The 25,661-nt window shown below is 29.3% G+C and carries 29 protein-coding genes; 9 read left to right on the forward strand and 20 right to left on the reverse strand.

Annotation, left to right across the window (positions count from 1 at the left end; translation table 11 throughout):
• Positions 1-43: 43 nt before the first annotated feature.
• Entirely contained in the window at positions 44-1,525 is a 1,482-nt protein-coding gene (gene malQ / locus bcCo53_RS00800; RefSeq protein ID WP_025407841.1) for a 4-alpha-glucanotransferase, read from the reverse strand.
• Between the two features lie 163 nt (positions 1,526-1,688).
• Here malQ and bcCo53_RS00805 point away from each other — a divergent pair, with 163 nt between their 5' ends.
• The gene (locus bcCo53_RS00805) at positions 1,689-2,846 is read left to right on the forward strand and encodes an OmpA family protein (protein ID WP_025407842.1); all 1,158 of its coding nucleotides are present in this window, start codon (positions 1,689-1,691) and stop codon (positions 2,844-2,846) included.
• A gap of 3 nt (positions 2,847-2,849) precedes the next feature.
• Here the strand turns inward: bcCo53_RS00805 and bcCo53_RS00810 are convergent, their stop codons facing one another.
• Positions 2,850-3,233, reverse strand: coding sequence for a TraR/DksA family transcriptional regulator (locus bcCo53_RS00810; RefSeq protein ID WP_025407843.1), 384 nt, complete (start codon positions 3,231-3,233; stop codon positions 2,850-2,852).
• 167 nt (positions 3,234-3,400) lie between these two features.
• Between bcCo53_RS00810 and infA the strand changes: the two genes are divergently transcribed.
• Positions 3,401-3,622 (forward strand): translation initiation factor IF-1, encoded by a 222-nt coding sequence (gene infA, locus bcCo53_RS00815; RefSeq protein WP_025407844.1) that lies wholly within the window; start codon positions 3,401-3,403, stop codon positions 3,620-3,622.
• A gap of 30 nt (positions 3,623-3,652) precedes the next feature.
• Here the strand turns inward: infA and bcCo53_RS00820 are convergent, their stop codons facing one another.
• The 10 genes from bcCo53_RS00820 to mnmE are packed head-to-tail and all read right to left on the reverse strand — an operon-like array spanning position 3,653 to position 14,900.
• The gene (locus tag bcCo53_RS00820) at positions 3,653-5,698 is read right to left on the reverse strand and encodes an SH3 domain-containing protein (protein ID WP_081725078.1); all 2,046 of its coding nucleotides are present in this window, start codon (positions 5,696-5,698) and stop codon (positions 3,653-3,655) included.
• Positions 5,647-6,234, reverse strand: coding sequence for a tetratricopeptide repeat protein (locus bcCo53_RS00825; protein WP_025407846.1), 588 nt, complete (start codon positions 6,232-6,234; stop codon positions 5,647-5,649). The genes bcCo53_RS00820 and bcCo53_RS00825 overlap by 52 nt, the downstream gene beginning before the upstream one ends.
• Entirely contained in the window at positions 6,216-7,205 is a 990-nt protein-coding gene (locus bcCo53_RS00830; RefSeq protein ID WP_025407847.1) for a VWA domain-containing protein, read from the reverse strand. The genes bcCo53_RS00825 and bcCo53_RS00830 overlap by 19 nt, the downstream gene beginning before the upstream one ends.
• Entirely contained in the window at positions 7,202-8,203 is a 1,002-nt protein-coding gene (locus bcCo53_RS00835) for a vWA domain-containing protein (RefSeq protein WP_025407848.1), read from the reverse strand. The genes bcCo53_RS00830 and bcCo53_RS00835 overlap by 4 nt, the downstream gene beginning before the upstream one ends.
• Positions 8,187-9,089 (reverse strand): hypothetical protein, encoded by a 903-nt coding sequence (locus bcCo53_RS00840; protein WP_025407849.1) that lies wholly within the window; start codon positions 9,087-9,089, stop codon positions 8,187-8,189. Before bcCo53_RS00840 ends, bcCo53_RS00835 begins: the two co-directional genes overlap by 17 nt.
• The gene (locus tag bcCo53_RS00845) at positions 9,086-9,970 is read right to left on the reverse strand and encodes a DUF58 domain-containing protein (protein ID WP_025407850.1); all 885 of its coding nucleotides are present in this window, start codon (positions 9,968-9,970) and stop codon (positions 9,086-9,088) included. The genes bcCo53_RS00840 and bcCo53_RS00845 overlap by 4 nt, the downstream gene beginning before the upstream one ends.
• Positions 9,971-9,984: 14 nt before the next feature.
• The gene (locus tag bcCo53_RS00850; RefSeq protein ID WP_025407851.1) at positions 9,985-10,977 is read right to left on the reverse strand and encodes an AAA family ATPase; all 993 of its coding nucleotides are present in this window, start codon (positions 10,975-10,977) and stop codon (positions 9,985-9,987) included.
• 43 nt (positions 10,978-11,020) lie between these two features.
• The gene (rsmG, locus tag bcCo53_RS00855; protein ID WP_025407852.1) at positions 11,021-11,644 is read right to left on the reverse strand and encodes a 16S rRNA (guanine(527)-N(7))-methyltransferase RsmG; all 624 of its coding nucleotides are present in this window, start codon (positions 11,642-11,644) and stop codon (positions 11,021-11,023) included.
• The gene (gene mnmG / locus bcCo53_RS00860) at positions 11,641-13,503 is read right to left on the reverse strand and encodes a tRNA uridine-5-carboxymethylaminomethyl(34) synthesis enzyme MnmG (RefSeq protein ID WP_025407853.1); all 1,863 of its coding nucleotides are present in this window, start codon (positions 13,501-13,503) and stop codon (positions 11,641-11,643) included. The genes rsmG and mnmG overlap by 4 nt, the downstream gene beginning before the upstream one ends.
• Before the next feature lie 2 nt (positions 13,504-13,505).
• Positions 13,506-14,900 (reverse strand): tRNA uridine-5-carboxymethylaminomethyl(34) synthesis GTPase MnmE, encoded by a 1,395-nt coding sequence (mnmE, locus tag bcCo53_RS00865; protein WP_025407854.1) that lies wholly within the window; start codon positions 14,898-14,900, stop codon positions 13,506-13,508.
• A gap of 135 nt (positions 14,901-15,035) precedes the next feature.
• Between mnmE and bcCo53_RS00870 the strand changes: the two genes are divergently transcribed.
• From bcCo53_RS00870 to csrA, 5 genes are read left to right on the forward strand one after another with little or no spacing between them, the layout of a single operon-like run.
• Positions 15,036-15,530, forward strand: coding sequence for a hypothetical protein (locus bcCo53_RS00870; protein ID WP_025407855.1), 495 nt, complete (start codon positions 15,036-15,038; stop codon positions 15,528-15,530).
• A gap of 18 nt (positions 15,531-15,548) precedes the next feature.
• Entirely contained in the window at positions 15,549-17,432 is a 1,884-nt protein-coding gene (gene flgK / locus bcCo53_RS00875; protein ID WP_025407856.1) for a flagellar hook-associated protein FlgK, read from the forward strand.
• Positions 17,433-17,435: 3 nt separating this feature from the next.
• Positions 17,436-18,710, forward strand: a complete 1,275-nt coding sequence (locus tag bcCo53_RS00880) for a flagellar hook-associated protein 3 (RefSeq protein ID WP_025407857.1) — start codon at positions 17,436-17,438, stop codon at positions 18,708-18,710.
• Between the two features lies 1 nt (position 18,711).
• Positions 18,712-19,104, forward strand: a complete 393-nt coding sequence (gene fliW, locus bcCo53_RS00885; protein WP_028328161.1) for a flagellar assembly protein FliW — start codon at positions 18,712-18,714, stop codon at positions 19,102-19,104.
• Positions 19,105-19,106: 2 nt separating this feature from the next.
• Positions 19,107-19,343 carry a carbon storage regulator CsrA gene (csrA, locus tag bcCo53_RS00890; RefSeq protein WP_025407858.1) on the forward strand — a complete coding sequence of 79 codons (237 nt, stop codon included), beginning with the start codon at positions 19,107-19,109 and terminating at the stop codon, positions 19,341-19,343.
• Here csrA and tsaB read toward each other — a convergent pair.
• The 6 genes from tsaB to infC all read right to left on the reverse strand — a co-directional run bounded on the left by tsaB (position 19,328) and on the right by infC (position 22,004).
• Positions 19,328-19,990: a tRNA (adenosine(37)-N6)-threonylcarbamoyltransferase complex dimerization subunit type 1 TsaB gene (gene tsaB, locus bcCo53_RS00895; protein WP_025407859.1), complete on the reverse strand. Its 663-nt coding sequence runs from the start codon at positions 19,988-19,990 to the stop codon at positions 19,328-19,330. The two genes, csrA and tsaB, sit on opposite strands and share 16 nt — an antisense overlap.
• Positions 19,971-20,399 carry a tRNA (adenosine(37)-N6)-threonylcarbamoyltransferase complex ATPase subunit type 1 TsaE gene (gene tsaE / locus bcCo53_RS00900; RefSeq protein WP_025407860.1) on the reverse strand — a complete coding sequence of 143 codons (429 nt, stop codon included), beginning with the start codon at positions 20,397-20,399 and terminating at the stop codon, positions 19,971-19,973. Before tsaE ends, tsaB begins: the two co-directional genes overlap by 20 nt.
• A complete protein-coding gene (locus bcCo53_RS00905; protein WP_025407861.1) occupies positions 20,396-20,656 on the reverse strand; it encodes a hypothetical protein in 261 nt (86 codons plus the stop codon). The genes tsaE and bcCo53_RS00905 overlap by 4 nt, the downstream gene beginning before the upstream one ends.
• Before the next feature lie 202 nt (positions 20,657-20,858).
• The gene (rplT, locus tag bcCo53_RS00910) at positions 20,859-21,206 is read right to left on the reverse strand and encodes a 50S ribosomal protein L20 (protein ID WP_025407862.1); all 348 of its coding nucleotides are present in this window, start codon (positions 21,204-21,206) and stop codon (positions 20,859-20,861) included.
• 22 nt (positions 21,207-21,228) lie between these two features.
• Positions 21,229-21,426: a 50S ribosomal protein L35 gene (rpmI, locus tag bcCo53_RS00915; RefSeq protein ID WP_025407863.1), complete on the reverse strand. Its 198-nt coding sequence runs from the start codon at positions 21,424-21,426 to the stop codon at positions 21,229-21,231.
• Between the two features lie 17 nt (positions 21,427-21,443).
• Positions 21,444-22,004 (reverse strand): translation initiation factor IF-3, encoded by a 561-nt coding sequence (infC, locus tag bcCo53_RS00920; RefSeq protein WP_025407864.1) that lies wholly within the window; start codon positions 22,002-22,004, stop codon positions 21,444-21,446.
• 177 nt (positions 22,005-22,181) lie between these two features.
• On the opposite strand from infC, the gene bcCo53_RS00925 reads away from it, so the two are divergent.
• Both bcCo53_RS00925 and bcCo53_RS00930 read left to right on the forward strand, forming a co-directional pair.
• A complete protein-coding gene (locus bcCo53_RS00925; RefSeq protein ID WP_025407865.1) occupies positions 22,182-22,844 on the forward strand; it encodes a hypothetical protein in 663 nt (220 codons plus the stop codon).
• The gene (locus bcCo53_RS00930) at positions 22,844-23,593 is read left to right on the forward strand and encodes a hypothetical protein (RefSeq protein WP_028328162.1); all 750 of its coding nucleotides are present in this window, start codon (positions 22,844-22,846) and stop codon (positions 23,591-23,593) included. Before bcCo53_RS00925 ends, bcCo53_RS00930 begins: the two co-directional genes overlap by 1 nt.
• 52 nt (positions 23,594-23,645) lie before the next feature.
• On the opposite strand, the gene bcCo53_RS00935 is transcribed toward bcCo53_RS00930, so the two are convergent.
• Together bcCo53_RS00935 and bcCo53_RS00940 are read right to left on the reverse strand one after the other, a co-directional pair.
• A complete protein-coding gene (locus tag bcCo53_RS00935) occupies positions 23,646-24,443 on the reverse strand; it encodes a TatD family hydrolase (RefSeq protein ID WP_025407866.1) in 798 nt (265 codons plus the stop codon).
• Positions 24,440-25,582, reverse strand: a complete 1,143-nt coding sequence (locus bcCo53_RS00940) for a tetratricopeptide repeat protein (RefSeq protein WP_028328163.1) — start codon at positions 25,580-25,582, stop codon at positions 24,440-24,442. Before bcCo53_RS00940 ends, bcCo53_RS00935 begins: the two co-directional genes overlap by 4 nt.
• Between the last annotated feature and the right edge of the window lie 79 nt (positions 25,583-25,661).

Here is a 25,661-nt window from a genome sequence, read left to right on the forward strand (position 1 = left end):
TTAAAAAATAAATATCATTTTAACAAATTATTGAAAGTTACTATCAAATTCTCCCATAAAGTTTTGTAATATTCCTTATCTTGTTGCTTAAATCAGAGTTCAAATCACTACTGAGTATCCTAAAATTGTTAAGCATTGCATCAGACATATTCATACTAAAATCAGATACCAAATCAAGATAATCTTTCATTGGAATTATTACACTATTTGCAACACTAGCCATAGCACCCCTTATCATGTCCAAAACAACAGCATCTTCACTAGTATTTAAATAATCAAAAATATATTTTTTATGATCATCATCAATAGAACTAATAAATCTACGAATAGTATCACTCTCATGAGTACCTGTATAAACAACACAATTTCTTATATAATTATGAGGAAGATATAAATTTTTAGAATCAAAATCAAAGGCAAATTGCATCATTCTCGTTCCAGGAAAACCAAAATAATCTCTTAACCTAAATGTATCTCCATGCTCTTGTACAAGATCTTCAACCCAAATTTCTAAATCATTAATTTCATTTAGCACTCGTTTAAAAAAATCTTTACCAGGACATTTCACCCATTGTCCATCCAATACCAAAGATTCTCCTGCAGCAACTTCCCATGTTGATACAAATCCTCTAAAATAATCAATTCTAACAATATCCACATATTTACACAAAAAATCAATACGATTAACCCACCACACATAATCATCTTTTCTTAAAGCTTTCCAATTATAAGCTGCATTACCCCAAAGATATTCTTTCTTAAATAAACAACCAGGGGGAACACCCGTCACTTTATCTTTACTTGCATCAAACCTTAATTTAAAATATTTTTGATGAGCCCAAACATCAGCAGAATCATAAGATACAAAAATAGGAATATCACCTACTATTTTAATTCCAGCATTATTAGCATATTTTTTTAAATCTTTAAATTGTGAAAAAAAGAAATATTGTAAAACTTGTTGAATCTTAATCTCAACATCAAGGGTTTCTCTAAATTTTGTTAACACCTTAGTGTCTCTCTTTAAAATTTCTCTACTAAATAAAAGATTAAAAGTTTGTGGAGATTGAAACTTAGAATAGTACTCTTTAAAAACAACAAAACTTGCAAAATCTAAAAGCCAGTAAGCAGCCGATTTCTTAAATTTTTCAAATGAATTAAGCTCATCAATTGTTGCCCTATTCAAAAAATTCAAAGCAGCATTTCTTAAAACAATTTTCTTAGCTTTTAAAGTGCCATAATCAACACATCTATCTTCTGGACACTCAAGAGTGCTTAAATCCATATCAATAAACCTATCAATAGCGTTTAAATCAATATAATTAACATTACCAGCAAATGCAGAACAACTTGAATAAGGAAACTCCACAAAATTAGGAGGCGAATAAGGCAATATCTGCCAATAACCCTGTGATGAAGCAGCAAGAAAATCTATAAATTTATAAGCCCCTCTCCCTAAATCACCAATACCGTACTTAGATGGTAAAGCACTAATATTGAGCAAAATTCCACTTTTTCTTTTCATTTTTTATACCTCAAAAATAATTAACTATTTAATTAAAAAAATAAAACAAATGTCTACATACAATCATTATAACTAAAATATAAGACTCACAAAGTATTATTAAAAAGATTTAATGAAGTCCTTCCCCAAAAAATATCATCTCAATTATGATATAATTCGTTAAATGAATATTAAAACTGTTATATTACTATTTTCAGCACATACTCTAACATTTGCATTTCAAGTACTCGAATTTAAATACACCAAGGGATCTAAATTCAGAATAGAAACTACTGACAATCAAGAAATCTACCTAAATGGAATATTGAATTCAAAAACCAAAACTAATATACAAGTTTCAAGCGAAGTAAAAGATATAAAAAATAATTTCACAGATATCAAATCTTACTTTAGAGTATTACAAAGAGATGATGAGAGTGACGTTTACTTACTTAAAGAAGAATTTGAAGGAAATTTTAGCATAAACAAACAAGGTGAATACAAAATTAATAACAATCAAAAAAGACCTTCTGTTAGAGGCATTCCAAGATTCCCAGGGACACCAATAAAATTAAATGACACTTGGACATATCCAGCGGAAGAATATATTCAAGCATCCCAGATCGCAAAAGGAATAAAAGACTTTATTACAAAATTTGATGTAAATTACGTGTATAAAGGAAAAGAAAAAATAGACAACAAATATTACGACATAATTTACTCAAATTACGAATCTAAGTATAATGTAAAAAATATATCATTCTCTCAAAAGGTTAATCAAATCATTTATTTTGATTCAAAATTAGGCAGCATATATAAATATAAAGATACATATGAATTTAAAATGAAAAATGGCAAAAATAATATCAAAATGATTGGAACCTCATCTGGGGAAACAATCTCTATTGAATTACCAAATGACAATACAATAGAGAATGAGATTAGAGAATATATCAGTAAAAAACACATAGACTCTATTAACATAGAGAAAAACGAAAATGGCATCAAACTAAGCCTAGATATTGAATTTTACCCTGATTCTTTTCAAATCATTAAAAATGAATATAAGAAACTAAAACATATAGCCAATTTATTAGAAAAATTTAAAGACAATAATATTCTAATAGAAGGACATACAGCAAAGTTTGGAACAGAACAGGAAATGCAAGAATTGTCTGAAAAAAGAGCTCATAAAATTGGAAACTACTTATTAAAAATGAAAGCAAAAAACAAAAATCAAATATTTTTTAAAGGATGGGGTGCTAAAAAACCTAAGTATGCAAGCTCATCTCCTTTAGCATCCAAAAATCGAAGAGTAGAAATTACAATTCTAAACAATTAAATACTAAACCGATCGTCTGCTCTTTTTCTCCTTTTTAGTTTGACAACTTATACATAAAAATGCATAAGGAATAGCCTCTAATCTTTCTTTTGAAATACCTCTATCACAGGCCAAACAATTACCATAAGTATTTTGGGAAATTCGATAAAGCGCCTGATTTATTAAATGCAGCTTCTTTTTTTCAACTGAACTTAAAGCTTCAAGATTATTGCCATCCATATTGTCAAATGCAATATCAATGATGTCCTTTAGATGCAAATCATTATTAATGATCTCTCTCTTGCTATCCTCAACAGATCTTATAGAATTTAATATTTCTTTTTTTGATTCTAAAAGAGAATTGTGCATCTTTTCAACAAATTCATGCTCAAAATTACTTTTCTGCATGATATTACCTCCCTATAATAAATTACAATTTTTAAAAAACTCCGTGTAATTATATAAACAATCCCATATAATGTAAACTAGTACATTAATTTTTAATAAAAAATAATTGCAATGATATTACTAATTGTGTACAATTTATTCTGTCACAGAAATAACAAGGAGGCATTTTGGACACTAAAGAAGAAGCTATTGAAACTGAAGGTATTGTTAAAGAATCTCTCCCTAATACAATGTTTAGAGTGGAACTTAAAAACGGTCATCTAGTTCTAGCCCACCTATCTGGTAAGATGAGAAAACATTTTATAAAGATAGTTCCTGGAGATAAAGTGAAAGTCGAGTTATCACCTTATGATCTTACAAAGGGAAGAATAGTATATAGAGAAAAATAAACAACTTATATACTTTAATATAAAGATACTTTATATTAAAGTATCTTTAATAGATACGATAAAATTTTTATAAATCCATCCTTGAAGTCCATGATTTGTTTGAATCAAGATAAAGTCATCTTTTCTATCAAGTATATAAACACTTATATTCCCTTTTAAAAATCTCCAGCTTCTTGAAAAATTATCAGGAACTTTATAAAGAGAAACTAGATCACCTCTAATAATTCCAATCTCAGATTGCTGATCAACATAAAAGTAATAAGTTTGAAATAAAGTAAAACACTTTACAGATAAAAGCAAAAATAACATAATTTTCTTTAAATTTTTTGCATAAAATTTACAAGAAATAATCACTACCAAAATATTTACTAGAATTAAACTAATAACAAAAAAAATATTAGACAAAACAAAACTACTGTTCCTAATATTTTCATTAACTACATTTTTAGCCTCAATAAAATCAATTACCTTGTAAAAGGTATCATTACTAGGTGAGATGAAAAATGCTTTATAAGCCGAATAAATTGCATCAAAATACCTATTCATTTTACTCAAAATGAGAGCTCTATTTAACCACAATCCTGAATAACTTGGATTTTTTGTAATAATACTATCAACTTTATTAAGAGCATTACCATAATTGCCTAATTTATAATCTCCAATTAAATCATTTATATTATCCTCTGAGAGAAAACCATCGTTTATAGCATTAAGACTAACAGCGAGGGTTAATATGAGAATAACTAATCCACAACCTGATGCAACAAAGAATTTTTTATACTTAATAAATATAACTAAAGAAAATAAAATTCCCGGTATCAAAAGTAAATAATAAATGGGAACAAAGAATAAAAAAGTTTTATTTTTATGCTTTAAAATATCATTATATGAAAGCAAACTGAAATTCGACCATAACTCTTGACCAGAATCATTACTACTCCTAAATTCTCCATAATATTCATATTTCAATCGTTTACCATTAAGTTTGTAAACCTTTCCATCAGCAGGATCTAAATAAGTAAAATCATCAATATTTAAGAATAAATTACCCTTATTATCTGGCTTAAAAGTATATATCTCAGATATACTGCCCTTATAACCATCTTTTGAAGGCTCAAAATTATAATTTTTCTTCTTATAAATAACTTTAGAATTATAAGTTTCAATTTCTGGAAAACGAATATGCGGAAGATTTCCTTGCCCTGTAATTTTTATCAAAACAGTAAAAGTATCTTGATTAATTAAAGTCAAATTAGGAAATTCATAGTCAACTTTAAAAGTTCCAACGGCTAAAGACTTAACCTCATCAGGTATTGGTTTAATTTTCAAAGAAATTTCAGGACTCATACGGGCAATATTTTCAGCTATATTAAAAGAAACACTGGGAATAATAATACTCTTTGAACCTCTAAGAGGAGTCAAGATAAAGTTATAAAGAGGAACATCCAAAATTTCTTTACTATTAAAAGTTCTATATTTAATATTTTCAAATATAGGGGTTCTATCAATCATTGCATCTTTAACAGCATTAAAAGAACTGGCAATTGACCTCAAACTATTATTTACAAGCCAATTTGCACGCAAAACAAAACCAATGCTCTGATACTCATAAATTTCTGCTTTATCAAAATCCCAATACAATTTAACTGGTAAGCCAAAGAACTGCAACTCATCTTCTTTTAAAATGACTACTTCAAACTCTGAACTTAAATAAACCTCATCACGATAAGCCACTTTTAATGGAGGAATTTTAACAAATCCCAATTTATCAAACTTATATTCAATCTTTACCTCTACAAAAACATTATCTCCATCTGGAACCTTAGATACTGAAGCAAGCTTAGTATTCTCATTTATATCTTCATTTATTTCAAATCTTAATAAATCTTCATCAATATCTTGAGATAGATTTAATTTAATAACATGGATAACCTTAGAGCCTTTAAGTACTTTAGTTGAAACCAAATAATCGATGCCAGACAAAGAGTAAACTTCAAAAGTCACAAAATATAAAACTAAAAATATTACCAATCTTCTTGCAAAGATCCAGCCTGTTCTTCTGCCCTCACTACCCATAAAACCCTCTCAAGACTTTCAATATATCTCAAAAAATTTTCATTGTTATCAATAAAATTTTGATTTTTTTTAATATTTACATTATCTAAATTATCTGGAACCGTTCTTTTCTTAATTATTGCAAGTTCAAGATTATATTTAGCATTATAACTTGCAGGATTAATTTTTAAAGCTTCTTTAAATGCCACTTCTGCTTTCCGATAAAGTCCTTGATTATAATATATTACTCCCTCGTTATAGTTTATATTAAAATTCAAAAAAAAATCATTATCTCTTTTTGCATATGCAAACATCCGAAGAGAGCTTTCATACTCACCTAAAGAATAATACACAATCCCAAGATTATAATAACCCCATGCAGCACTTCGCTTATCATCTACAAGGTTATAATAAGTAGAAATAGCACTCTGATAATCGCCTCTAATATATTCATAATTACCAATAGCCATAAGAGACATAGCTCGAATATTAGAACAAGATAAAAAAAATGAAAATATAAAACTCATTAACAAATAAATTAAAAAGTTTCGTCCCATTTAGCGACCTTAACAAACACATATAATACTATGAATAAAAAAGAAATAGCTAAAAAAAGCTTATATCTTAGAATACCAATAAGCAGTATATCACTTGCACTTGTCTTCATTATATCATTCCTTATTTCATTAATAACATAATTGGTACCTTGCAAATATAAATGATAATAAGAACCCTTAAGAGCAGAGGTTAGAAGACGCAAATTATCTTCATTAAGCATGGTCTTTACCATATTACCATATCTATCCTTAACATTTAAATCATTATCAATCAAAGGAGATGGTTTATCACTTCCAATACCAACTACAAAGCTTTTAACATTAAATGCATCAACAAACTTAGAAAAAGTATAATAATTGTTCTCACCCCATTCATCTCCATCTGCTAAAACTATCAAAAAATTATAATAAGAATTATCTTTTACTCCCTTTATAGCACTAAAAACTCCTTCACCTAAAAAGCTGCCAGGAGAACTTATTAAGTTAGGTTCAATATAATTTAATATCTTATGCAAGCTAACTCTATCCTTAGAAAATGGCAATACTAACAAGGACTTACCTTTAAAAATAGTAAGTGAATACTCAGCATTCTCAAAATTATTTAAAATCAAACTGATCAAATTTTTAGCACTCTCAAGTCTGTTAATCGATTTTCCCTCATCAAAAGTTAACATACTACGAGAAATATCAACAACAAAAGATAGCCTTAAATTTGATCTCTTATCCTCAACAGCCTTCTGCCCCCAAGAAATATCCAAGATAGAAACAATCAAAAAGGTTAAACTCAATATAAAAAATAACATCATAAGAATTTTTTTTATATAATAATTTTTAATGTAAGCATTACTAACATACATAAGACTTAAAGTCTTAAAAAATGGGAGAGCTTTTCTAAAATTATAAACATATATAAAAAGAACGAAAAATAAAATTATAAACAAGTAAAAAGCATAATAATTGCCTATACTCATAACACCTCTTTTAAAAAGACCCTAGATAAAATAAAATAAGAGATCAATAAGAAAAATATTGCCAATAAAAATTCACTATAAACCTCATAATTCTCAACCGTAATTTTAACCTTTCGCTCCACATTTTCCTTTTTCGAAAAATCTTGAATTGCAAGTTTAAATGAAAAATCATCACCTACAGAATAAAAAAGCCCCCCTGTTTTACTTGAAATCTCAAAAAGCATACTAGGATCATAGACCTCTCTTAAAGTACCTTGATAAAACTTACCAGATCTCAATTTAAAACCAACACTAAGCTCTTCACTGCTACCAATTCCAATAGAGTAAATTTTAACATTTAATCCTTGTGCAAGATTTATTACCTGATCCTTATAAACCTCATCTGAATTAACTACACCATCTGTTAAAACAATTACTGATTTCTTAGGCGCTTCAGAATGCCTCAAATGAGAAAGAGCAATGGAAATCCCAAGCCCCAAAGCAGAACCATTTCCAAGATCCATAATATAGATATCTTCTAACTTTTTAGAAAAAAAATCTCTATCAATTGTAAGTGGAACTACTAATGATGCATCTTTTGCAAAAGCTACTAATCCAATATTGTCATTTTCTCTTTGATAAACAAAATATTTAATCAATTCTTTCGCAAATTCAAGTCTATTTTTAGATGAAAATTCAATAGCACCCATGCTAGGAGATATATCTAAAACAATAACAATATCAGCTCCACTACTAAGATAAGTCGTCTTTTTTTTCGAAATAGAAGGACCTGCTAAAGTTAAGATCATAACTGTTATTGCTAAATAAAAAAAAGTGTAAGTTATAAAATATAACAAATTCAATCCATAATCATTCAATTTTATAGACCCAAAGTTTCCATAAACCGATATTGGAAATTTAACTTTTCCTCCCCTACGTTTAAAAAAATGACTAAAATAAATTATAAATGGAAGAATTATAAGAAAAAATAAATATAAAGGCTCATTGAATGTTAACATTATCACCCCTACTAAACTCTTCAAAATTACAAGCTGCTTTCTTTAAATCATCTAAAACAAACGACAAATTCCCACCTGATAAATTAATTCCACTAAATTTACTAAAATCAGAAAGTCTCAACATATTAACAAAAGTTGAACGAATTTCATAAGGAACGTTAAAATTTTGCAAAATCTCAGAAATTTCTGTCGTAGTAATTGCATTAAAATCTAAACCCGTTTTTTTTGATAAGTAAACCCTTAAAGATGAATTTAATAAATTATAAAAGACAACATGCTCCTCGCCACTATTAATATAACCAGACAAAATAATCAATTGTTTCTGAAGAACTTTATAAGGTTTTCTTAAATTATGACTTATTATTAAAAATACTAATAACCGCCTTATAATCTTCAAAAATTTAATAAAAAAATAAGGTACTAATACAAGAGCTAAAATAAAAATAACAAGATAAGTATTTGTTCCTGGAAGGAAAAGCACTCCTTCTATATTTTGGATCTTAAGAGAATCATCATCTGAAATTAATTTATTAGTATTTATTTTAATATTATTAAGAATTAATTTAAAAGATCTATCATTTCTGATAATATCTCCAACATAAATGCGTGGAAGAGTATTGCTTCCTACATAAAATGAAACAAAAGATATTATTACCTCCCCCCTCTCAGGTCTGTAAAGCAGTGAATTAACCTCCACAAACTCATTCCTAATTTCCTCAAATTTGGTAGGAACAAATTTTTCATTCTCATCAAGAATTAACGAAAATTTAAACTCAACAGTATCTCCCACATAATAACGAATTGGAATAAATATTTCATTCTTTATCTCATAAGATAACAAATTAAAAGACAAAAAAGACATAACAAAGACAATTGCATTCTTCAAACACCAGTCTCCTTTTTTAAAAGAGCTTTAAGCTTCTTAAAAACATCATCTTTTGTACTAATTTCTATAAAATTAATACCTCTTTTTATGCATTCTTTTCTCCACTTAATTTTATCCAGTGTCCAATAATTTTTATAACTGTTCAATATTGTTTTACTAAATCCTGAAGCCAAAAAGTCTTCACGAGTTTCAATATCCTCATAGGTTAAAACCCCATATTGAGGAAGATTTTCATCAAAAAAATCTGTAAGTCTTATTGCAATAATATTATGACGCTTACTAAGAACAGTCAAAGACTTAAAATAATCACTAGCCTTAAAATCTGAAATAATAATAATTAAAGATCTTTTTTTATAATATTCAGCTGTATTTTTAAATACATAAGTTAAATTACTCCCCCTCTTAAGCCGCCTATTTATTGTCTCATTTAAAATGCGTCCTAAATGTGAATGTCCCTTTCTAGATGAAATAAACTGATCAGTCCCACTTGAAAAAAAAGTTATACCTAGCTTATCATTATTAAAAAATGCCATATGAGCAAAAATAGACACTAATAAATCCTGAATTTCCTTTTTACTAATCAAGCTTCCAAGACTCATTGAAAGAGAATTATCAACGAGAAGATGAAGATTCATCCCCTTATCTTCCCTGAAAACCTTTGAGAATATGCTATCTGTCTTCGAACTAACATTCCAATCAATAAGTCTAGCATCATCGGTATCCTCATAAGGTCTAAACTCATGAAATTCAAGACCAAGACCCTTAAAAATAGAACGATATCCGCCAAAATTAAGCTCCAAGAGCATTTTTCTGGAAAAAAATTTTAAAGCTTTTATCTTGGTTTTAGTGCTAGCATTTGATTCATTATTATATTGCTGCATATTAAATTAAACTCTCAAGGCAGTGCTACAGCTGAGAGAAGTATCTTAATAATGTCATCAGTACTCATCTCTTCAACCTCTGCTTCATAAGATGGAGTAATTCTATGTCTTAACACATTATAAGCCACAGCCTTAACATCTTCAGGTAACACAAACAATCGCCCCTCATAAAGGGCATTAACACGAGCACATTTAAGCAAACTAAGTGATGCCCTAGGAGATGCTCCAAATTCAATATACTTAGTAAATGGATAAGTTTTTTTATCAGTTTCACGAGAAGCCGCTATTAAAGTAACAATGTAAAGCATTATTTTATCATCTACCTTAACCTTTCCAACTATACGTTTGAGATCTGTTAAAGAATAAGTATTCATTATCTTTGCAACTTTAATATTCTCAAGCCCCCCATCTACTGAAAATATCTTAAGCAGCTTAATCTCATCTTGAATAGAAGGATATTTCACATTCACTTTCAACAAAAACCTATCAAGTTGGGCCTCTGGCAAATTATAAGTTCCCTCTTGCTCAATAGGATTTTGTGTTGCAAGGACAAAGAATGGATCGGGAAGCTTATGTGTCTCATCACCAAGAGTTACTTGACGCTCACTCATTGCCTCAAGCAGTGCTGATTGCACCTTTGCAGGCGCTCTATTAACTTCATCTGCTAAAATAATATTGGAAAATACTGGACCTTTTCTAACCTTAAAAGTTCCTGTCGTACTCTTATATACCATATTACCCGTAAGGTCAGAAGGCAAAAGGTCTGGGGTAAATTGAACTCTCTTAAATCCAAGATCAAGAACATCTGCAACTGTCTGAATCGTCAATGTTTTGGCAAGTCCTGGTACACCTTCAAGCAAGACATGCCCTTCAGTTAAGATGCCCATCAAAATAGAATCTATCATTTCTCTTTGACCAAGAATCCGAATCGCAACTTCTCTTCTAAACTTATTTATTAAACTTAATGCATTCTCTACCTCAGAATCTATTTGAAAACTACTTTTCATACCACTCCTATCATACTAAAATTTTTTATAAAAGATAAAATCACTATTTATAAAGCAAAAGAAAATTCCTCTCCTTACCATCACTCATTGTTGATGATTTTACTTCTATTTTGTCAAACAAACTTTCAACATGACTAACTTCAAACTTAACCTTCTCAAATTTTCCTTTATAAGCTATAATCAAGCCCCCATCCTTTAAAATCAATCTTAAAATACTTGCATATTCCCTTATATCTCTAAAAGCCCTAATTGTAATACATTCATACTTATTCTGCTCTCTCTCAACATCACGTTCTAAAACCTCAACATTGCATAAACCAAGTTCTAAACTAATTATCCTTAAGAAGCTAGCTCTTTTATTGCTACGTTCAAGAAGAACATATTTCCTAGAATTATCAAAAAGAGCCAAAATAACTCCTGGAAATCCAGCCCCACTACCCACATCAAGGACTTGATGTGGATTATTCTTTTTAATAATAGGCAACCCAGCAATAGAATCTAGAGCATGTAAAAGCACTGCATCAAAATTTCGATCATTACTTGACACCAAGTTAAACCTACTACCAAACAATAAAACTCTTTCTATATAAAATTTTAATTTATCAATACTCTCTGCAGTAAAATGCACTCCCAAATTTTTCAAAGAAAATTCAAAATAATTTATCATAAAGCCAAATCAAGAACTACTTTATTCTTAGGATTTGAAAAATATATAAGTAAAACCTGAATATCTGTATTCCTAACACCAGAAATTCTACTTGCCTGAGCAAGATTAGCTGGCTGAATTCTAACAAACTTTTCCTTAGCTTCTCTAGACAAACCATCAATCTCATAATGGAAATCAAGAGGCAATTTAATAAGTTCAAGGTTATTCATTTTCCTAATCAAATCTCTCTGTCTATTAATGTAACCTTCATACTTAATATCTAACTCAACTTGTTCAAGAATCACTTTTGAAGAATTCAATTTAGGATCTATCTTAATAAGATCACTTAAATTAATATACGGATCCTTTATAATATGATAAAAGTCTTTACTAACATGTTTCTTTAACTGTAAGGTATGAGCTTCCTTTTCCTTAAGACGCCTCTGCCGCAAAAGCTCTTTAATTTCTTCTATTTGTTTTTCCTTAAAAAAATATCTGGAATATTTTTCTTCGCTAACAAGTCCAACTGCATATCCCCATTTAATTAACCTCTTATCACTAGTATCGTGTCGTAAATTAAGCCTATGTTCAGCCCTTGAAGTAAACATTCTATAAGGCTCTTTAGTCCCCTTAGTAATAAGATCGTCAATGAGCACCCCAATATAAGAACTTGTTCTTGGCAGTATCAGTGGCTCCCTACCCTGCAGTTTAAGTGCTGCATTAATTCCAGCCATCAATCCTTGAGCCGCAGCCTCCTCATATCCTGAAGATCCATTAGTTTGTCCTGCCACAAAAAGCCCGCCAACCCTTTTAGTCTCAAGGGTTGCATATAATTCAATAGGATTGATATAATCATATTCAACCGCATATCCAGGTCTTGTAATAACTGCATTTTCAAGTCCATCAATACTATTAATTAATCTTTTTTGAACATCCTCAGGCAAAGATGAACTTAACCCATTAAGATACATCTCTTCAGTACTTAGTCCTTCAGGTTCAATAAATATTTGATGTTTATCTTTATCTTGAAATTTTACTATCTTATCTTCGATTGAAGGACAATATCTTGGACCATTCCCAATAATCTCACCAGAGTAAAGAGGAGAGAGATGCATATTGTCACTGATTATCTGATGGGTTTTTTTATTAGTATAAGTAATGTAACAAGAGAGTTGGGTTTTATCTATCTTAGTATTTGAAAAAGAAAAAGGAATGATATCAGAATCTCCAAATTGGATCTCTGTTTTTGCAAAATCTATACTTTTTTTGTGAACTCTAGCAGGAGTACCTGTCTTAAGCCTGCCCATCTCAAATCCAAGTTCCATCAAAATTTTCTCAAGACCACAAGCAGCAGGCTCAGAAATTCGCCCCATACAAGCCCTATACTCACCAATAAATATTTTACCTCTAAGAAAAGTTCCTGTTGTAAGAACTACAACACTAGATGTAAATTGATTGCCTCTCTCTGTAACAACACCTTCAATTTTATTCCTCATAGAATTAAGCAAAAAATCACTAACAGTATCTTGAAAAAGATCAAGACTATTTTGTCTCTCCAATGTTTCCTTTGCCTTAACCTGATATACCAATTTATCAGCCTGTGCACGTGGTGCCTGAACAGCAGGCCCCCGACTCTTATTTAAAATTCTAAACTGAATCATACTACAGTCAATAAGGCAGCCCATTTCTCCGCCAAGAGCATCAATTTCGCGTACCATATTGCCCTTAGCAAGTCCACCAATAGCCGGATTGCAAGAAAGTTTACCAATAGTATCTAAATTCTGAGTAATCAAAAGAGTCTTAAAATTTAATCTTGAGAGAGCTAAGGATGCCTCAATACCAGCATGTCCTCCTCCAATCACAATAGCATCAAAATCCATATCTATTTTCCTAAACAAAAATTCTTAAACATATTGTTAAGTACATCCTCACTAGTAACTTCACCTGTTATCTCACCTAAAATATTAAGCACCTCATAAACATCAAACGCCAACATATCATAGCTTATATTTTGTTCTATTTTATTTAACAACTCAATAATTAAAGTATAAGCTTTATTTAAAAGTTCTGCCTGTCGACTTGATGATACGACAACATCATAACCATTAATATCAATATAATCAAAACATACCAACGACTTTATCTTATTATAAAGAGAATTTATGCCAGATAAAGTCTTCGCACTAATCTTTACTAAACTTGACGAATTTACATGTCCTGAATTAAAAAACTCAACTGTCTGATTATTTTGTTCTAAATCCATCTTATTTAAAACAAAAAGAACTTTAGGATCTCCCTTATAAGAATTAATAAATTTTAAATCATCATCAGTCAAGCTCACACTTAAATCAATAACATAAAGCACCAAAGATGCTTCTTTAATTAAAGCATTACTTCTAACTATACCCAATTGCTCAACAAAATCACTAGTCTCCCTAAGTCCTGCTGTATCAAAAACATTAAATAAAATACCATCAAGTTCAAAGCTCGCTTGAATATAATCTCTAGTAGTACCAGCATAAGCGGAAACTATAGCCCTATCTTCTTTTAGTAACAAATTAAAAAGAGAAGATTTGCCAACATTAACAGAACCTGCCAAAACCAATGTAACTCCATGATCAAGTTTCCTTGAAGTTTCATAAGAATCAACCAATCGCTTAAGTTCATCTCTGCTTTTTAAAATAAATTCAAAAGGAATAACAACTTCACACTCGTCAACTTCATAATCAAGATGAACACTAAGTGCTGAGAGAAAATTTAAAATATCTTTTTTGATCAAATCTATTTTAGAAAACAAAGAACCTGAAAGATTATTAACAGCAAGAGCATGTGTCTTATTAGTCTTAGCAGCAATTAATTCATTGATTGCCTCTGCCTTAGTAAGATCAAGTTTCCCAGCAAGAAAAGAACGAATAGTAAATTCACCAGGTTCAGCCATTCTAAATCCAACTTTCAAAAAAGAATCTATAATTCTCCTTATACCAATAAGAGACCCATGGGCCATAACCTCTATTGAATTTTGACCTGTAAAACTTTTTGGAGCTCTATAAAGACAAACAATAACTTCATCTAACTTTTCACAAGTATCTTTATCTATTATATAGCCATAATGAATAGTATAACCAGAGGCTTCAAGTAATCGCTCAGGCTCTGAGAATATTTTAGCAAATTTTTCAATTGAAGAAACCCCACTACTACGAATAACACATAAAGCACTACTAAAAAAAGGTGTAGCAAGTGCAACAATATCATCTTCTTTTTGAAAAAGTTTGCTCATAAATTACGTAAATTATAGCATAGCCTAAACTGTAAAAATTAAAAATAAAAGTAAAAATTCAAAAACACACTATAAGACAAATGACTTAAATTTGTAAAAATTATAAATTTAACTTATAATTTTTTATATATAAAGATGAAAATCAAATTAGAAACCGAACTGAAAAATACTCTAGAAGAAGAAGTTCTATTAGTAGAAGATATATATGAGATGTATCTAAATATAAAAAAATATCTTGATGAAAAAAATGAAACAATGCTTAAGGAAGAAATAAATAAAACAAATATTTATCTTAACAAATTTAAAGACACAGAGCAAAGGAGAAATGAAATTTGGAGAGAGTTTACAGCTCATGAAAAATTTGAGTCAACCTACATGACTATAGAAAAATTGTGTTCAGCTTACAAAAAAGAGATATATAGTTATTGTCATCGATTAAAAATAGGGGTACTAAATATTCAAAGCTTAAATTACCTAATATCAAGCTATGCAGAAACATCTCTTGATATTTTAGATTTAATATTTAAAGATGCTCAAGAAAGTGTAGATAACATAACCTATAAAAATCCATATGGACCAAAAAGTGGGAACTTAAATGAAGCATCTATTTTAATAAACAAAAAACTTTAATCACCTAAGGAGTTTCAAATGGATTCAACATTTTCAGGAATAGAAATCGGAAAGAAAAGTTTATTTGCACATAAAGATGCCATGAACACAATTGGGCATAACTTAACCAACACGTCAAAACCCGGATATTCAAGACAGAGAGTTATAATGAAAACTGAAATGCCAATCTACGCTCCGCAATTCAATCGAGCAAATAAAGCCGGTCAATTAGGTCAAGGAATAATGGTTCAATCCATCGAACGAGTAAGAGACGAGTTGCTTGACATAAGAATAGCTGAAGAATCACATCGTCTTGGCTATTGGAATTCAAAAGATAAATTTATCTCATTAATTGAAAATGTGTACAATGAACCAGAAGAACAATCAATAAGAAAAAGACTAAATGATTTTTGGGACAGCTGGCAAGATTTATCAAGACAGCCTCAAGGATTAGCTGAAAGGAAAATTATCTTAGAACGCGGACAATCTTTTGCAGAAATGGTAAAAAGCAGGTTCCACTCTCTTAATCGAATATATACAATGGCAAATGATGAGGTCAAAATTACTACTGAAGAGATCAATAACTACCTTAGAAATATAAGTGAGCTTAACAAACAAATTGCAAAAGCAATCGCCATGAAAGATCAGCCAAATGATCTAATGGATGAACGAGACTTAATAATAGATAAATTAAGCAATTTAATTAGTATCTCCATAGAAAATAAAAGGGATCCTAATGAATTTTTAATTCATGTAGAAGGAAAACATCTCATTCAAGGTGCAATTGCAAATGAATTCATACTGGAAGCAGCTAATGGTCCTACAGAAACAAAATGGAATGTTTTATTGAATAATGGAGAAATAGCTAATATTAATACAGGAAAATTAGGGGCTCTTATTAATGTAAGAGATAACGAAATTAAAAACGAGCTTAATGAGATAGATAACATGGCAATTAATATCGCAGAACTTGTAAATGAAGCTCATATGTCAGGATACGGTCTTAATCAACAAAATGGAAGAATGTTCTTTGAGCAAGAATACAAGCTAACCGACGAATCTGGACGATATGACAGCAATGGAGATGGTCAATTTGATTCTGTTCATATATTTAAAATAAGTGGTACAAATGAAATTTTTCCAGAAGAAAATTTAGGATTTTCAGGAATACTCAAATTCCAAGCAATCAACAAAAACGATCTTATAGAAATACCCTATCATACAACAGACACTGTTCAAGAAGTAATAAATAAAATAAATAATTCCAACGCACAAGTTGCAGCAAGAATTAATTCAGAAGGAAAACTTGAAATTAAGGCAATTCAAGAAGAAGAGAAAGATAATGCTATCTTTAGAATTAGATATATTGAAGATTCTGGACTATTTTTAACAAATTACACAGGTATTTTAAATGCCTCAGGAACTGAGGGTGCTTATAACTATCAAGACATTAATACTACCAACCAATTAATAAATGAAACGAAATATTCAATATCTCCCCTAAAAAATCCAGCTGCATGGCTTAAAGTATCCAGAGAAATTACAGAAGATCCATCAAAGATTGCATCGGGAATTAAAACCCCAACAAACAATATTACTATTGGAGATAACAAGGCAGCACTACGCATTGCATCTTTTGCAAGTTCACACATAATGCTTGGAAAAAACGCAACACTAAATGACTACTTTGCAAACACAGCTTCCAATATCGCAATAAAAGGTCAAATAGCAGAAGTCACAAAAAATAGCCAAGAACAAATACTTAAAAGTTTAACTGATTTAAGACTATCAATATCTGGTGTAAATAAAGATGAAGAATTAACAAACATGATAGAATTTCAACAAGCATTTATTGCCGCAAGTAAATTCATCACCGTTTCTGCAGAATTAATAGACACAATCATCAATAAAATGGGGGTATAATATATGATAAACAGAGTAAGTCATCCTTTGACATATGATAACTTAAAAGCATCTTCAACAGATAAAGAAGTAAAAATAACAAAACTTTTAGAAAATCTATATAAAGGTGGAAAAAGAATTACAAACTTGCGAGATGACCCAACAGGCATCACTCATGCAATAAGACTAGACAGTGATATATTTAAACTCAATACCTATGTTAAAAACATCAACCACGCCAAAGGAAAACTAAGATATATGGAAGGATATTTACAATCCTTGGCTAATATTTTAACTCGTGCAAAAGAAATAACTGTCCAAGGAGCAAACGGTACATATGGCGCCAATGATAAAAAAATAATAGCAAAAGAAATCAATGCAATACTTGAAGATATCCTTGCAATAGCAAATGTCAAAGGAGCAGATGGCCACAGTATATTTTCAGGAACTAAAACTGACTCTGAAGCATTCAAAGTAATTAGAGAAAATCGAATAAACATATTAACTCAAGACAGAGGAGAAACCCAAATAGTAAGGATCGATTATAATGGAAATCAAGCAGAACAAACAACTGAAATATATAATGGAATTTATATCCCAACCAACTATACTGGAAGCGAAATATTTTTCTCACATAATCACTACATAACATCATCAAAAAATGCTAATGGATTTATTGTTAAAGAAAATACAAAAATTTACATTGATAACACTGAAATAGCATTAACAGCAGGAGATACTGCTGCCGACATTATTACTAAAATCAATGAGTCATCTGCTCCTGTGGAAGCCACTCTTGACCGTATTTCAAACTCAATAACCATACAAACAACAACGCCTCATCAATTATGGATAACAGAAGAAGAGGGTTCAACAGTACTACAAGACCTAGGGATCCTTACTCAAAATAATGATACCAAAAAACCTCCTTATAACATTGCAAATAATACTGAGATTAGAAATAGAACAATTTTTGATAGCCTAATTGAGCTTAGAGATAATTTAGAGGACAATAGAGAAGACATTATTGGAAGTAGAAGCTTAGCAGAAATTGATGCAAGCTTAAATAAAATTTTTGCAACATTAGCCGATCTTGGAACTAAAGAAAACAGACTTGATCTAAGTTCCGAAAGGATCAGTAAAGAAATAATGGATATGAAAGAAGATATGGTTAGATATACTGATCTTGATGTTACAAAAGCAATAACAGATCTTAACATGACAAGTCTAGCTTACCAAGTATCTCTAGGAGTTTCTGCACGGATAATGCAAACAACACTATTAGATTTTCTAAAATAGAATGCAAAACGAACTTAGTATAAAATTTGACTTTCCTGAAGGTATACTGGGATTTGAAGAGATAAAAGAATTCATAATTAAGGATTCTGCTCACAAACCTTTCTCTATCATGCAATCGATAAACGGAGAAATAAATTTTTTAGTAACATCGCCCTTTAATTTTTTAGAAACATATTTTCCAAATATAGAAGAAAAAGATTGGTTAGATATTCAAGCAGAAAATGAAAATGAAAAAGTAATACTATGTATAATCAACATGCATGTAAAAACCTACAAGGAAATAACAGCAAACTTAAAAGCTCCAATCATATTAAACAAAAAAAAACTAATTGGTAAACAAGCCATATCTACAAATGAAGAACATTATCTTAGATATAGAGTCTTTAAGGAATAAATATGCTAGTATTGTCAAGAAAAGCAAATGAAAGCATAAAAATAGACTCTAACATTGAAATTTCAATATTAGAAATCAAAAAAGATAGCGTTAAAATAGCTATAAAAGCTCCTGAAAATATTAAAATACTTAGATCTGAAATTTATAATATCATTAAAGAAGAAAACAAAAAATCAATTCTAAAAGATAAGAATAATATACATAAGATCAAAAATTTATCTAATTATTTTAGTAAATAAGAATTAATTTCTGCATCACTAAGTCTTACATAAAAAGGCCCTGACAAAATATCATCGCCTTGACCGCTCGATAAATACTTAAACTTACCAAGTTCTGTCAAAACTACACCAAAAGAATCCATATCACTCACAACCTCAAACTTATTTTTAAGTCTCTCACAAATCAATTCAAGACCATTACCCACAATAACAAATTTAAAGTCAAGATTATCTAGATATTCAAATAATTCTGATTCAGAAAAACAAAAAATTTCGCCACATAATTTAAAATCCCTATAACACCCAAGGAAATATTTACCTGCTGTAAAACTTAAAGTCAACGTATCTGAGCTCGTATTAACTAATCTAGCAAAAACATCAAAGGTGGGAACATTAACAAAAGGAATTGAAAGACCTAAGGAAAGTCCCTTAATAAAACTTAAACTAATTCTCAAACCTGTAAAAGAACCAGGGCCAGAAGAATTAATAAGTAAGTCAAGATTATTTAAATTAATACCATTCTCTAATACAAAATCATTAAATAACTTTGGAATATTAAGAGCATAGTTGATCTCATCTTTACCCTTAATAATAGAGGACACTTTATCATTAATTTCAAAATAAATTAACAGAGTTTTATATGAATATTCAATTGCAAGGACATTCATCGCCAATTTCTAAAAGTCTACTAATATCTTTTATTGTAAATTTCAACAATATCAATCTATTCTTTGGCAAAATATCAATAATCATCTCTGGCCACTCAATAGCTATTATAGATGACATATCTAAAAGAAGCTCCATTCCACCAATAAGTTCAAACTCATCCAAAATATTTAAACGATACAAATCAATATGATAAAGCTTAAAATCCACAAACTCATAAATATTAACAATATTATAAGTTGGACTTGTAAGACAAGAAATCCCAAGATTTAAAGCCAAACCTTTTAAAAAAGTTGTCTTCCCAGCACCCATATCACCACAAAGACCAAATATCTTACCAATAGGCAAAGGATTAAAAAAAGATTTAGAAAAGTTTATCATTTCCTTTTCTGTTTTAAAAGATAATATCAAGGAAGCTCACCTTTTATATCAAGATCAATAACATGTCTCTTGATTGCCATCATCAAACTAAGCACAGGATAATTTAAAGGATCTACAAAGTCAATAGTGATATGTCTTTCTCCTAAAGGAGTTACTTCAATTATAAACTTTACTTTTTTAATCTCTCTAGAGCCTTTATATTCATATAAAGTATCAGCAAAATACACCCTCCTATAATATATAGGACTATCTTGCTTTTTAACGTTATCAAGAGAAATAAATTCCACAACAATATTCCTTTAAATAAATCCCAGGAAGCCAACACAGGAACATTTTTATTTAGCGCTATTTTCAAAGATGGGACTTTCATTTCTAACTTTTAGTGCATATTATATTACTATCCATTAAAAAAATACTTAAATCCCCAAATTTAGTGAGATGTCGCAAAAAATAACTCTAATCCCTATAATTAAACTTCCCAGGAAGCTTTTAATTCTTTATTTCATAAACAACTTTTTTAAAAGTTTCAATATCCTCAATTGCTAAATTAGATAAAATCTTTCTATTAAGTCTAATATTAGACTTTTTAAGACTTTCGAAAAATTTTGCATAATTAATTCCCATACCAGTTAAAGCAGCAGAAATCCTTACAATCCATAACCTTCTAAAATCTCTCTTACGGGCCTTTCTATCCCTTGTAGCATACATCATGCCTTTACGAAGAGTATCTTTAGCTTTTTTATAATTACTTTTCTTAGTACCCCAAAAACCCTTAGTCTTCTTTAAGATCCTCTTTCGTCTTGCAACGTGCACTACCCCATTCTTAACTCTAGCCATATAATCTCCTTAAAATCGATATCTAAGCATAAGGCAATAAGGTTTTGATTCTCTTAATCTCAACACTTGAAACTAAACCTGACTTACCCAACTTCCTTCTTCTCTTTGAAGACTTTTTTGTCAAAATATGTCTTAAATTTTGCTTCTTGTATTTAACTTTACCTTTTGAAGTAAAAGCATATCTTTTTTTTGCACTTTTACATGTTTTCATTTTTGACATTCACATCTCCTTATCACTTACTTCCTAGATTTAGGAGCAATAATTAAAAACATTGTTTTGCCCTCCATCTTAGCTGGCGACTCTAAAACATAATTAGAATCACCTACTCTCTCAAGAATACTTTCTAAAATTTCATAGCCCAAATGAGTATGAGCAAGCTCACGTCCCCTGAATCTTATAGTAACCTTTACCTTATTACCCTCTTTGAGGAATCCTAAAATATTCCTATATTTAAAATCAAGATCATGAGTATCTATTTTTGGTTGCATTCTAACTTCTTTAAGCTTAATTATTTTTTGATTTCTTTTTTGTTCTTTTTGACGCTTTTCCTGATGAAATTTATATTTTCCATAATCTATTATTTTGCAAACAGGGGGCAATGCATTTGGCGAAATCTCAACCAAATCAAGCTCCTCATCCTTAGCACATCTAATAGCATCTTCAATTGGCAAAACAGATTGAGTTCCATCATCAAAAATAACCCTCACCTCATGAGCTTTAATTTTATGATTAATTCTCAATTCCTTATCACCTGACCTCGACCTATCCCTATCCTTACCAGCACTTCTATTTATCATTTAAAAATACGCACTCCTCAAACAGCATTAATCAATAGTTAATTTTAATATACCTTCTTTAAAAAGTAAATTCGAACACATATCTCTTGAATACAATAATAAAAAGAATTTTGCAAGACTCCAAAAAATAAAAATTTAATTGATTAATGAGTAATTTAAAAGTAAAATTTAATTATTATGAATATATTTTTACTAACGAGCCTACCTTTAGTCCTTAAAATATATATGCTAATAAAGCATGCCGAACTAAAACTAATAAAACAAAACTATATCAATGCAATATCAGTATTATTTGCAATGACTTTTTTTGCTTTATTATACCTGACAGAAGAATTCATATTATATAAGAACCTACTTATAAACTATCAAACAAAATTCAAATTAGCACATTCAATATTCATCAAAGAACAAGTATATTACTACATTTTCCCATTATTCATATTCACATTTCTTTTTACCTTCAATCCAAACTCATTTCTTAAGAAAAATCCAATATTTTTAATATACTTTGCATTTGGATTAATATTTTCCAAAAATTTAGCACTTATTATAACAAACAGTAAAGTTCTTGGAACGTATGAATATATCAAATTACCACTTTTACATATAATAGAACTAATTTTCACAGCAATTATATGCGAAAAAGGAATACATCTTTATGTAACACAAAACATAAATGGATATCAATTAATATTTATTCCCATATTAATCTTAGAGGCAATCATCACACTTTTAAAAGTACTAATTTTAACTAATGAACAAATGTATGCCCTAATAATATCAATAATACTTTTAAGTATCACAATCATCAAAAAAAAATCCATTGGAATTCTAAAATAATGCTACACAAAATAAAGACTTTTATTATTGCAATGATTTTAATTCTATGTTTTAATTGTAAAAACAACAAAATAATCACAGATAAAAATTTTAGTTATGTCATAATCTTTTCAGATGCCACAGAGTATTTTTTTAACATTAAAAATGCCCCATTCATACAAGATGAAACACTCTTTATCAATGAAAAAGATATTGAAAACATTCAAAACAAATTAAATAATGTAAAAAAAATACTCTTAACGCATAAATCAAATAATGAAATATTTAATATCAATGAAATTAAAAAAAAAACCTTTTACCTCTCTAAAGTAAAATTTTCATTAAAAAAAGCAATGGATTTTATCTTTAATGACCCCTCAATAGACTTAACAAGTTCATTAATCATAAAAGATAATACACTAAATCAAGAAGACTTAAAACACTTGGAAGAAAGTACAAAAGAACAAAATATAAACATTGTAACAATAGATGATAAAAACATTTTGTACCTGAAAAATTTAATTACCCCCAAGATAACAAAAATAATCTTACTCTCAATGAGAAATAATCATGTCTTTTTAAAGAAATTATCAGAATCACCCTTCTTTCAAAAAATAAAATTCATATTTATTGGAAATAATAGAAAAGATTTTAAAGAAGTTAATACCAAATACATAATCAGCATTAATGAACTCAATTTAATTGAAATAACAAAGGCAATTAATACAAATTTTCAATACGAATTTAACATTTACGAACAAACAACATAAGCTTTCATTAAAACTGAACATATATTTAAGTTGGATTAATAAACAACAATTGTCAAATCAAATTTTTAAATAAATCCTTAAAGTTATCATGCAACACAGTTACAACATTCTCTACATCACAATTTTTAACTTTTGCAATCTCAAGACATGTATATCCTAAAAAAAGTGGAGCATTAATCTTGCCCCTTAAAGGAACTGGTGCTAAAAATGGACTATCTGTTTCAATTAAAATATCTTTAATATTTAATTTTTTTAAAACCGATCTTAAAGGTTCTGCATTTTTAAATGTTAAATTTCCTGAAAAAGATATTTTAAATCCAAAATCAATAAATTTTTTAGCATACTCATAATTACCAGAATAACAATGTAATATCCCTCTGCCCATGAAATTGGAAGATTTAATAATATTGTAAACATCATCATAAGCCTCTCTGATATGCAAAATGATAGGTTTTTTATATTTACAAGCCAAATCTAACTGAACATTCAAAGCTTCAATCTGCTCATGCTTATTAACTCCTTTAAGGTAATCAAGCCCAATTTCACCAACAGCAACAACGTCTTCCTTTGCTAAAATTTTTTCAAGCAATTCGAAATCATCTCTCAAAGCTTTATTTAAAGGATGAATCCCAACCGTTAATGAAATATTAGAATAAGTATTTAAAAGTTGCTTTCTCTCATAAAAATCACTAGGATGTAATCCAATGTCAAGAAAATAAGAAAATCCATTTTTCAAACATTCATTAATAAGACAATGAACATCTATAGAATTTTTTTTAAGCTCATTAAAATGAACATGAGTGTCTATTAATTTTTCTAAAAAAATAGATCTGTCAAAATCAAGCTTCATGCATCCATCTTCTTTTTAAGATTATTGATATAGTCAATAATAGTAACATTCTTCATTCCAAGTTGCAAGAAACTTGACAAAATACCTACAGCATTTTCAATTTGCCCTAATGTCTCATAACATTCAGCAGCATTAACATATAATATGGAATTTTTAGGATTAGTTTTTATCAAGTTTTTTATAGCTGCTAATGCCTCCTCATACTGACCTTGTTCTTTTTGAAGTAGCGCAAGACCAAGTATAGCAAACATATCAAAATCAACATCAAGGGCTTTTTTATAAAAAATTTGTGCATTATCATAATCTTTCAAGTATCGATATGTATCCCCCACTCTTGTTAAAACTAAATTATTCTTAGGTTCTCTATCTATTATAGTAAGCCAATACTTTAAAGCCTCATTATACTCTTTACTGCCTCTATAGCAATCAGCAAGTCCAAAAATAGCATAAAAATTATTTGGGGAAATATCCAAAGCTTTTTTAAAAAAATAAATTCCCTTGCTAAATTCCTTTAATTTTCTATAACAATTCCCAATTGAAGTCAAAACACGAACATCAATCTTAACTTGATTTATTTCATACATCTTAAGCCAATACTTTAATGCTTCCTTATACTCCTTAAAGTCATAATATAAATGTCCAATACCTACAAGAGCATAATCATTATCAGGTACGAGTTCTAATACTCTTAAATATGCTTGCCTAGATTTTTGAAAATTTTTTAATTTCCTATAAGAAGAAGCAACTCTCGTAAGAACCGTAATATTTTCAGGATCATATTTCAAATATTCTTCCCATACATCTGTAGCTTTTTTATAATCACCTAAACTTCTATAACAATCTCCCAAACCAAAAAGTGCATAATTATTATTTGAATGTTTAGCAAGGCATTTCTGATAATAAATTATAGCTTTATCAAAGCTTCGCTTCTTCCTCTCAATATCTCCAAGTCCAACAAGAGCATAATTATTATTATCATCCTTTTGTAAGATATCATTGAACAATGCCTCTGCTTCAGTAAGTCTCTCTTCCTTTATCAACTGATATCCCCTTTTTGATTTTTCAGTAACATCAAGAAGCTCATCATTAGAAATTTGCGAGATATCTCCAAAATCACCTAAAAGTTTCTTGTCTAACATAAATACCCCTTCTTAACTGGTTCATTAAAGACACAACATCCACATCATATATGTTATTTTAAAAAAACATATAATCCAT

Origin of the sequence: Borrelia coriaceae (genome assembly GCF_023035295.1) — a bacterium.
GTDB classification, from domain to species: Bacteria; Spirochaetota; Spirochaetia; order Borreliales; family Borreliaceae; genus Borrelia; species Borrelia coriaceae.

Coding starts and splice junctions, on each gene's coding strand:
- malQ (WP_025407841.1), bottom strand. CDS start 1,525: ATGAAAAGAAAAAGTGGAATTTTGCTCAATATTAGTGCTTTACCATCT.
- bcCo53_RS00805 (WP_025407842.1), top strand. CDS start 1,689: ATGAATATTAAAACTGTTATATTACTATTTTCAGCACATACTCTAACA.
- bcCo53_RS00810 (WP_025407843.1), bottom strand. CDS start 3,233: ATGCAGAAAAGTAATTTTGAGCATGAATTTGTTGAAAAGATGCACAAT.
- bcCo53_RS00820 (WP_081725078.1), bottom strand. CDS start 5,698: ATGGGTAGTGAGGGCAGAAGAACAGGCTGGATCTTTGCAAGAAGATTG.
- bcCo53_RS00825 (WP_025407846.1), bottom strand. CDS start 6,234: ATGGGACGAAACTTTTTAATTTATTTGTTAATGAGTTTTATATTTTCA.
- bcCo53_RS00830 (WP_025407847.1), bottom strand. CDS start 7,205: ATGAGTATAGGCAATTATTATGCTTTTTACTTGTTTATAATTTTATTT.
- bcCo53_RS00835 (WP_025407848.1), bottom strand. CDS start 8,203: ATGTTAACATTCAATGAGCCTTTATATTTATTTTTTCTTATAATTCTT.
- bcCo53_RS00845 (WP_025407850.1), bottom strand. CDS start 9,970: ATGCAGCAATATAATAATGAATCAAATGCTAGCACTAAAACCAAGATA.
- bcCo53_RS00850 (WP_025407851.1), bottom strand. CDS start 10,977: ATGAAAAGTAGTTTTCAAATAGATTCTGAGGTAGAGAATGCATTAAGT.
- rsmG (WP_025407852.1), bottom strand. CDS start 11,644: ATGATAAATTATTTTGAATTTTCTTTGAAAAATTTGGGAGTGCATTTT.
- mnmG (WP_025407853.1), bottom strand. CDS start 13,503: ATGGATTTTGATGCTATTGTGATTGGAGGAGGACATGCTGGTATTGAG.
- mnmE (WP_025407854.1), bottom strand. CDS start 14,900: ATGAGCAAACTTTTTCAAAAAGAAGATGATATTGTTGCACTTGCTACA.
- bcCo53_RS00870 (WP_025407855.1), top strand. CDS start 15,036: ATGAAAATCAAATTAGAAACCGAACTGAAAAATACTCTAGAAGAAGAA.
- flgK (WP_025407856.1), top strand. CDS start 15,549: ATGGATTCAACATTTTCAGGAATAGAAATCGGAAAGAAAAGTTTATTT.
- bcCo53_RS00880 (WP_025407857.1), top strand. CDS start 17,436: ATGATAAACAGAGTAAGTCATCCTTTGACATATGATAACTTAAAAGCA.
- fliW (WP_028328161.1), top strand. CDS start 18,712: ATGCAAAACGAACTTAGTATAAAATTTGACTTTCCTGAAGGTATACTG.
- csrA (WP_025407858.1), top strand. CDS start 19,107: ATGCTAGTATTGTCAAGAAAAGCAAATGAAAGCATAAAAATAGACTCT.
- tsaB (WP_025407859.1), bottom strand. CDS start 19,990: ATGAATGTCCTTGCAATTGAATATTCATATAAAACTCTGTTAATTTAT.
- rplT (WP_025407862.1), bottom strand. CDS start 21,206: ATGGCTAGAGTTAAGAATGGGGTAGTGCACGTTGCAAGACGAAAGAGG.
- rpmI (WP_025407863.1), bottom strand. CDS start 21,426: ATGTCAAAAATGAAAACATGTAAAAGTGCAAAAAAAAGATATGCTTTT.
- infC (WP_025407864.1), bottom strand. CDS start 22,004: ATGATAAATAGAAGTGCTGGTAAGGATAGGGATAGGTCGAGGTCAGGT.
- bcCo53_RS00925 (WP_025407865.1), top strand. CDS start 22,182: ATGAATATATTTTTACTAACGAGCCTACCTTTAGTCCTTAAAATATAT.
- bcCo53_RS00930 (WP_028328162.1), top strand. CDS start 22,844: ATGCTACACAAAATAAAGACTTTTATTATTGCAATGATTTTAATTCTA.
- bcCo53_RS00935 (WP_025407866.1), bottom strand. CDS start 24,443: ATGAAGCTTGATTTTGACAGATCTATTTTTTTAGAAAAATTAATAGAC.
- bcCo53_RS00940 (WP_028328163.1), bottom strand. CDS start 25,582: ATGTTAGACAAGAAACTTTTAGGTGATTTTGGAGATATCTCGCAAATT.